Source organism: Pseudomonadota bacterium, from assembly GCA_010028905.1.
In the GTDB taxonomy this organism is placed as follows: domain Bacteria; phylum Vulcanimicrobiota; class Xenobia; order RGZZ01; family RGZZ01; genus RGZZ01.
The window spans coordinates 1-5,986 of record RGZZ01000314.1 but is presented as its reverse complement, the minus strand read 5'-3'; the positions used below and the strand labels follow the sequence as shown (position 1 = coordinate 5,986).

The window sequence follows — 5,986 nt, the reverse complement described above, 5'->3', positions numbered from 1 at the left end:
TCGTCATCGAGCCGGCCGATCTCGTCGCCGCTCAGCACGCTCCCCACGTCGATGCCCAGCTGCTTGCATACGTGACGAGTGACCCGCTCATTGTCTCCGGTGACAATCCTCACCTCCACGCCACTTGAGGCAAGCGCGGACAGGGCCGCTGCGGCCGACGGCTTCGGGGGATCGAGGAATGCGGCCAGGCCTGCGAAGACGAGACATCTCTCGTCATCGACCACAGCGTGTGTCCGGTTGGCCTCGACCTCGCGCCAGGCAATGCCGAGAACGCGAAAGCCCTGCTCACCCAGGCGCTCGAACCGCGCTGTGATCTGCTCTCGGAGCGCGCCATCGATCCCCTCCCGCGGTGGAGTGGTCTCGCCCCCGCTCTCGGCCTCGATGGAGAGCCTCAGGACGTCTTCGACTGCGCCCTTGACAATGAGCACGCGATGCCCGTCCTTCTCGATGAGAACCGAGACCCGACGTCTCTCGAAGTCGAACGGCACTTCGTCGATCTTCGTCCATCCCTCGGTGGAGAGGTGCTCGTGGGCCAGGATGGCCTCATCGAGGGGGCTTCGGATCCCGTTCTCGAACCAGCTGTTGAGGTAGGCCAGCAGCAGCACGCGCTCGCTCTCGCGTCCCCTTGCGTCGAGGTGGCGCTCGAGCTCGACGCGCGCCTCGGTGAGGGTGCCGGTCTTGTCTGTGCAGAGCACATCCATGCTGCCCAGGTTCTGGATCGCGGCGAGCTGCTTCACGAGTACACGCTGGCGGGCCATTCTGAGCGCCCCTCGCGCAAGGGTCACGGAGACCACCATGGGAAGAAGCTCTGGCGTCAGCCCCACCGCCAGGGCGACCGAGAACATGAACGACTCGAGCCAGGGGCGGCCCAGCGCGGCGTTGACCAGCAGCACAGCAAGCGTCAGGAAGGCGGTGGTTCGCATGATGAGCAGGCCGAAGCGGTGGGTCCCGAGCTCGAATGCGGTGGGGGGCGGGCGCCCGGAGAGCGCGCCTGCGAGGCGACCGAGCACGGTCTGGGGGCCTGTGCGGCATACCAGATAGGTGGCGCTTCCGCTCACCACCGCCGTTCCCTTGAACACGATGTCGTCAAGGTCGTTCTGCGATGACCCCGTCGCCTGGGTGCCTTGTGGCGCCTTCTCGACGGGGAAGGCCTCTCCGCTCAGCAGCGCCTCGTTCACGAAGAAGTCGCTGGCGCAGAGAAGGCGACCGTCGGCCGCGATGAGATCTCCGGCCGAGATGCGTGACACGTCGCCGCACACCAGATCTTCCTGGAGCACCTCTCCCCACGACCCGTCGCGCAGCACTGAGCACCGCAGGCCAGCCCGTGTCTCGAGGGCTCTCGCGGCGCGAGCGGCTCGGTGCTCCTGCACAAAGTCGAGGGTTGCGCTGAGCGCCACCATCGAGATGATGACGGCGCTGCTCTCGACGTCTCCCGTGGCAACCGACAAGAGGCTTGCCGCAATGAGCATGAGCACCAGGGGGTGCAGGAAGCGAGAGAGGAGGTCGACCACCACCGATCGGCGTCGATCCCGCACGGCGTTCGGGCCGTCTCGAGCCAGACGTCTGCTGGCGTCGGATGACGAGAGCCCCGAGGGCGTCGACTGCGTCTGTGCAAGCAGACGGTCGATGGTGTCGCGCATCCAGGGCGCATCACGCTGCTGCCCGCTCGGAGACGCCGGGGCGCTCATCTCGCCCTGCGCAGCCAGCCCGGCCCCCTGGGCGTCACCCCTGCGCCATGGGCAGTCCGGCCTCGGCGCACGCCGCTGTGCCTCCTTCGACGTTCACCACGTGCAGGCCACCTGCCGAGGCAACCTGCTGACAGGCACGCATGCTGCGACCGCCGGATCTGCAGACGAAGTACAGCGGAGCGCCCGCGTTTGTGGCCTGTGCCGAGAGGGCCGCTGCGTCGAGACTGTCGAGCGGGTGATTGCGTGCGAAGGCGACCCTCGTCTCGGCGAACTCGGCTGGCGTGCGCACGTCGATGAGCACGATGGCGTCTCCGGCTGCGTGTCGCGCGGCAAGGTCAGATGCAGAGATGGTCTGTGGCATGGAGGGCCTCCTCATTTGGTGTCTACCCACGTCAAGGTGGGTCGGTGTCTCTTCTGCCGCTTACCGTGGTCCCCTGCCCTCCGGCGCCGGCGCGGAGGGGAGACGGGAATGGGAATGGAAGCATCCTACAAGTCAGCGCGCGTGTCGGTGCCGGTGCACCCCCGTGCGGATGCAGAGGAGAACATCGCGATTCGCTACGACGTGAGACTGGCGGGTGTCGGGGGACAAGGACTGATCCTTGCGGGCATGATACTGGGTGAGGCGGCCGCCATCTTCGGCGGTCTCGATGCCGTGCAGACCCAGTCGTATGCCCCGCTTGTCCGGGGCGCCCCGAGCATGTCCGAGGTGATCATCAGTGACGCGCCCATCGATCACCCCGTGGTGGAGAGGTCTGATCTGCTTCTCGCCCTGGTCCAGGATGCGTTTGACGAGCACGCGGTCCACGTGCGGCCGGGGGGCACCATCGTCGCGGAGGAGGCCGCAGTGTCGCTCTCCGAAGCACCAAAGGGGGTGCGGCTTCTCTGCCTTCCGCTTGCCCGTGCCGCGCTCGAGAGCGGCGCTCCCCCCATCGCCGCCACGATCGTGGGACTCGGCGTCATCGCCCGTCTTACGCAGTGCCTGAGCGACGATGCGGTACGTCAGGCCGTGTTGCTGCGGGTTCCCAGAGACAGCCGTGAGACCAACCTTGCGGCGCTTGAGGCCGGGTTTCGGCTGTTCGAGCAGGGGTCAGCTGGGGGGTAGGCCCGAGCGCGAGCGGCCTCGAGCCTCGTCGGGGCGCTCTGGTCGTCGGTTCACGGTGGCCTGCGTGGCGCTGAGCGACCGCACGAGGTCTCCCAGGGCTTGTCTGACCTGCGTGATCTTGGTTCTCACCAGCTGTTCGACCTGTGTCTGCTCCTTGCCCGTGAGCAGCGTGCCCACCAGATCGAGGATTCGAGAGGGTCTGCGCACGTATGCGAGACCGTAGAACATCACCAGCAGGGTGAACTGGATGATGAGCAGCTCGCGGCAGCCCATGTGACGGCAGAATGTGCGAGAGCTCCTCCCCGAGCGCGCAAGTGCGAGAAAGTCGTCTTCTGGTTCGTGGCCGACGCGCCCCTCACGTTCGAGGATGGCATAGTCCTCGCTGCCTGGATAGGGGGCGAAGATCATCACGGCCGTGTCGTGACAGCCCATCCACGCGGCTTTCCAGAGGAGCTTTGCGCTCTCCCAGACATCTGCGCGGGTCTCATCGGGATGACCGATGATGATGTTCACCCGAGTGACGAGCCCGGCTTCGATTGCCTCTTTCAGGGAACCCATGAGCCGATCGAGGCGAACCCGCTTCTTGATTCGTCGGAGCAGTCGCTCGGAACCGCTCTCGGGTGCGTACGTGACGTTTCTGCATCCACTCGCGCGAAGGGCCCGCAGCACCTCGCCGTCGAGGGCCTCCGAGCGGGTTCCGACGGGCAGCTGCCATGTGATTCGGAGGCCGCTCTGCCGCAGTGCCTCGCAGAACGCGAGGATCCAGTCACGCTTGATGATCGCGGTGAGGTCGCAGAAGTCGACGTTCTCGATGTGATACCGCTCGACATAGGTGCGGATCTCGTCGACCACGTCTCGAGGGGGTCGGGTGACGTATCGCGTCGTCCACATCGTGGGAGAGGAGCAGAAGGTGCACTGGAATGGACAGCCCCGCGTGGCCAGCATGGGAATGGAGCGTCCGCGGTGCACGCCGAAGGCGTCGTGCGCCCGGAAGTAGCCCTCCATGGGGAAGAGGTCCCAGGCGGGGAGGGGCAAGGTGTCGAGATGGGTGATGCGCTGCCGCGTTGTCGGAGGGGTGGCGTTCTGCTGGTCTCGAAGAACCAGTCCAGGCGTGCCCTGAAGTGACGTGCCGCTCGCCGCTCGCGCGCAGATCTCGAGCGCGGTCATCTCTCCCTCGCCGACGACACAGGCGTCGACGGCGCCACATTCATCGAAGATGCGGCGCCAGTAGGCGGTGGCGTTCTCTCCACCGATCACGATGATGGCGGATGGTCTTTGACGTCGCGCCTCCTCCGCGATGGCACGCACCACCGGCCATTCGTGCAGGAACATGTGTGTGATTCCGACCATGTCGGTGTCAGCGGGGATGCGCTCCACGATCTGACGAGGGGTGAGCCCTGTCTGGAACAGCGACACGACGTCAGCAACGCGCTCCACCTGGGTGGGTGCTTCGCCTGGAGCATCGATGACCGTCACCTCGTGGCCAGCATCGCGCAGCACGGCGGCGATGTATGCGAGGCCGATGGGGGGCACGGCCCCGAAGTAGCTCAGGCTTCCCAGGATCTGGAAGGTCGGCGGTCTGACGAGGGCGACCCGAGCCGTGGCGCGAGGGGGGCGCGCCGTTTCTGGCGTGGCCGTGGCGGAGCGGGTGGGAAGGCCATCTGGCGATGCAGTCATGGAGGTGTGCGCTAAAGGTACGGGTTTATCGGTCGATTTTCAACAGTTGGGCCGACGGCGTGGCAGTTTCAGCGCGGCGCTGCGCTGGGGAGTGGTGAGGCCAGAGGAGTGGCCAAGGGATGGGGGGAGGTCTTTGAGGAGGGATATGCTGCGGGGGATGCCGCGGGCGCCGCGGTCGTGGGAAGTGGTGAGACCGCGGGGCGAGTCACGAGAACCCGTGTTAGCGAGATGACCTCGAGCACCAGCAGGACGCCGAGACTGGCCGCGATGATGCTTCTGCTCCTCCCTGGCGGTGAGGAGGGCGCCCCCACCTGTTCCTCTTCGGCGTCGATGGGCCCGGTTTCGTCGGTCATGTCAGATCTTTCGGCATGTCGCTGCCAGGTGGATTCGCGACAGACGTGGCGTCTTCCCGCGAACGCAGAAGGCCGCGCGGTCTGGGGGAACAAGGATGGCGGAAGGGACGTCGAGGTTTTGTCGTACGTGGCGCAGAATCAGTCGATCGAGAAAACGCACGAGGAGCATGCCATGAGCCAGGAACCCAGCAGCAACCCCCTGTCGGAAAGAGATCTCGATGCGGTCGCTGGAGGCAGCGCCATCGACCAGATCCAGCAGGCCATCGATCAGGCCCAGAGCCGCAAGGGCCCTCAGAACCTCAATGAGACGTTGAACGTGATTCCGCCCAACATGAGCTACCCGACCTCGAACCCCTACGGAAACTGAGTCAACCGGCGCCTCGACTGTTCGGGCAGGCCAGACCCCACGTGCTGCACGACCTTTTGCACGACGTCAGAGAGCGGTGTGTGCTGCGAGAATCGCAGGTTTGAGAGGTCCGTGACCGCGGCTGTCTCGACCCCGGCGCCGCCGACGATGAAGAGCACCGTCGGATGGCGCCGTACGAGATCGCTTAGGCGCGCTGTGCTGGATGCGATGTTCTCCCCGGTCTTGTATGACAGGCAGACGGCGGCGGGGTTGCGCAGATGGCAGGCCGTGTCGAGGTCGTCGAACGGGATGCTTGGTCCCAGGTAGAGCACCGGCACCTCGGCTCGAAGCAACGCGAGCGACAGCACGAGCGCGCCGATGTCGTGGGCTTCCGGCTCGACGCACGCGCAGATCACCGGGCTTCTCGAAGGGTCTACCTCGTGCGAGGCCGCCTCGATGCGTGCCAGAAGTCGCTGGCGCACGATGAGCGAGAGGATCTTCTCTGACGCGACACTGATGCGCCCTTCTGCCCACAAGGCACCGACCTCGGTGAGCGCTGGGGTGATGACCTCGTCTATCACACGGGCTTCGTCGAAGTGGCTGAACCCGTCGTCGAGTGCCGCGCGAATTCCCTCTTCGTCGAGCACCATGGCACTGCGAATGAGCGCCGCGCTGACCTCGGGCGCCCGCGGTTGTGAAACGACGCTGAGCGCACGAACCGGCGAGGGGCGTGCGGGGGCGCTGCGACTTGCCTGCCGTGCCAGCAGCGCGGGCCGCCCCATCGCGGCGACCTCACCGATGGTGAGTCCCTGGCTTGTGA

Annotated in this window: 6 protein-coding genes; 2 read left to right on the top strand and 4 right to left on the bottom strand. The window is 66.1% G+C overall.

Annotated elements, in window-relative coordinates:
• The coding region (locus tag EB084_17805) for an HAD family hydrolase (protein NDD30115.1) at positions 1 to 1,688 on the bottom strand (1,688 nt) is incomplete at its 3' end.
• Positions 1,689 to 1,722: 34 nt separating this feature from the next.
• Positions 1,723 to 2,064, bottom strand: a complete 342-nt coding sequence (locus EB084_17800; protein NDD30114.1) for a rhodanese-like domain-containing protein — start codon at positions 2,062 to 2,064, stop codon at positions 1,723 to 1,725.
• 93 nt (positions 2,065 to 2,157) lie between these two features.
• Between EB084_17800 and EB084_17795 the strand changes: the two genes are divergently transcribed.
• Entirely contained in the window at positions 2,158 to 2,790 is a 633-nt protein-coding gene (locus EB084_17795; protein ID NDD30113.1) for a 2-oxoacid:ferredoxin oxidoreductase subunit gamma, read from the top strand.
• Here the strand turns inward: EB084_17795 and EB084_17790 are convergent.
• Positions 2,776 to 4,467 (bottom strand): radical SAM protein, encoded by a 1,692-nt coding sequence (locus EB084_17790; GenBank protein ID NDD30112.1) that lies wholly within the window; start codon positions 4,465 to 4,467, stop codon positions 2,776 to 2,778. The two genes, EB084_17795 and EB084_17790, sit on opposite strands and share 15 nt — an antisense overlap.
• A 267-nt stretch (positions 4,468 to 4,734) precedes the next feature.
• Here EB084_17790 and EB084_17785 point away from each other — a divergent pair, with 267 nt between their 5' ends.
• Positions 4,735 to 5,187: a hypothetical protein gene (locus EB084_17785; protein ID NDD30111.1), complete on the top strand. Its 453-nt coding sequence runs from the start codon at positions 4,735 to 4,737 to the stop codon at positions 5,185 to 5,187.
• Here the strand turns inward: EB084_17785 and EB084_17780 are convergent.
• Positions 5,175 to 5,986, bottom strand: an 812-nt coding sequence (locus EB084_17780; protein ID NDD30110.1) for a hypothetical protein, incomplete at its 5' end; no start/stop codon positions are given. The two genes, EB084_17785 and EB084_17780, sit on opposite strands and share 13 nt — an antisense overlap.

Excerpts from the sequence above, each read along its gene's own strand:
- EB084_17785 (NDD30111.1), top strand. The coding sequence starts at position 4,735 with ATGATGCTTCTGCTCCTCCCTGGCGGTGAGGAGGGCGCCCCCACCTGT.
- EB084_17800 (NDD30114.1), bottom strand. The coding sequence starts at position 2,064 with ATGAGGAGGCCCTCCATGCCACAGACCATCTCTGCATCTGACCTTGCC.
- EB084_17790 (NDD30112.1), bottom strand. The coding sequence starts at position 4,467 with ATGACTGCATCGCCAGATGGCCTTCCCACCCGCTCCGCCACGGCCACG.
- EB084_17795 (NDD30113.1), top strand. The coding sequence starts at position 2,158 with ATGGGAATGGAAGCATCCTACAAGTCAGCGCGCGTGTCGGTGCCGGTG.